The following is a 1766-nucleotide window of genomic DNA, read 5'->3' on the forward strand; positions in this document are numbered from 1 at the left end:
GAGCCATGCCAAACCCGAGTTCGGACAATTTTGATTCCGAATACTGCGCACGATCAACGGGATCGGAATCTCCGCGCGCCAGAGGTGTCAGATCGATGCCCTGGGTCAGCTCGGCGCCGGGCAAGTGCGCGAGTTCGAGAAGGGTTGGTGCGATATCGACAATGCTGACCGGGCCAGTATAGGTCTCGCCTTTCGGGTAGCGCGGAGGGTAGCGCACGATCAGCGGCACGCGTGTAGTCGAGCGATACACGAAGATTGCATGGGTTTTTTCGTTGTGTTCGCCGAGACTTTCACCGTGATCGGCGGTAAACACGAACACCGTATTATCCAACTCGCCCGAGTCTCGCAGCGCCTCCACCAGGCGGCCAAGTTCATGGTCGGCAGACGCGATTTCTGCATCGTAGGGACTGGCGCTCAAGGGAATCGTCCAGCCAGGAGGATTGTGCGGCTGATGTGGGTCAAACAGGTGCACCCAGAGAAAGAACGGCTGGTCACTTTTCTCGCTGATCCGGGTGTCGTACCAGGCCAGCGTGCGATTGATGGTCTCGCGGGCAGATCGATCACGAATCATGAACAATTTCGGTTCGTTCTCGCTCCAGAGATCGTCATCGTAGCTGTCGAATCCCTGGTCGATTCCGTAGCGCTTGCTGAGGACGATGGCGGACACGAATGCGCGAGTCTCGTAGCCAGCCTGCTTGAAGTGCTCGGCGAGAGTGACAGCGTCACTGCTGAGGGCGAAGGATCCGTTGTCGCGGACCCCGTGAGCCGGTGGCAGCAGCCCTGTCATGATGCTGCTGTGCGATACGGCCGTGATCGGCGCCGTGGCTTCGGCATCGTCGAACCGTACCCCTTCGGCAGCAAGACGATCGGCAGTCGGCGTATGGGCGAGGGGATAGCCATAGGTGCCCAGATGGTCGGCACGCGTTGTATCAAAGGTGATGATGACGACGTTCGGATGCTCCGGCGCGCGATTGCAGGCCGTTGCGGAAATGGTCAGTAGCAGGATGGCCAGCGCGCGCACTGCGCGACGGCAGCGATAGGTCAGCTGCAATTCGGAATTCGCCATCACGTGTCAGGGAAAGAGTTGGGATCAGCAATGATGTCGGGAACTTGCCCGGGCGAGCTTGGCTCGCCCGGGGCAGAGACGTCAGAGTGACGAGTTCTTGCGACGACGCAGGTAGATCGGAACGAGGACCAGGCCAACGATCAGCAGCAGCGCTGCCAGTCGGCTCATACTGGGCAGATCGATCGCTGCAGGAGGCGGTCCACCACCACCGCCACCGCCAACCTGGAAATTGAGGAGCTGAGCCTGCTCAGCAGTGCCGAGGCAGGTCAGTGCCGTGGTTGGAAGCGTGGTCAGGCGTGCAGCCTGGGAAGCCGCAGCCGCTTTGGAAGGCTGACCGGTTACGAAGGTCATGATGATTCCGGTTTGTCCCGGCGCCAGCGTCAAGGGATAGGACCAGAACGGATTGTTGCCGCCATCAACGATATCGATAGATGCCAGTCCGACACTTGAACCAGGGCCCTTGAGGACATGGCCGAGTCGTGGATCCGAACTGGTTGTTCCGGAATAGTCCTCGAAGGTTGTAACCCAGTCATCCGCAGATGTGGCGATGGCATCACCCGACGAACTTGAGACAACGACTGTGTTGCTGTCCGAACCGAGATTGTTGCTGGTTACAGCATTGAATGAAACCGGTGCGCCGCTGGTATTGGTGAAGACATTCACCCAGCGCGCGAAGCTGTCATCGCTCGGGACATAGACG

Annotated in this window: 2 protein-coding genes; both read right to left on the minus strand. The window is 59.5% G+C overall.

What is annotated here, in order from left to right; translation table 11 throughout:
* Positions 1 to 1066: sulfatase (locus WBP53_RS05590; RefSeq protein ID WP_423926776.1), on the minus strand; the 1066-nt coding region annotated here is incomplete at its 3' end.
* Between the two features lie 81 nt (positions 1067 to 1147).
* The coding region (locus tag WBP53_RS05595) for a hypothetical protein (protein ID WP_423926778.1) at positions 1148 to 1766 on the minus strand (619 nt) is incomplete at its 5' end.

This window comes from Dokdonella sp., assembly GCF_049593775.1.
GTDB lineage: Bacteria > Pseudomonadota > Gammaproteobacteria > Xanthomonadales > Rhodanobacteraceae > Dokdonella.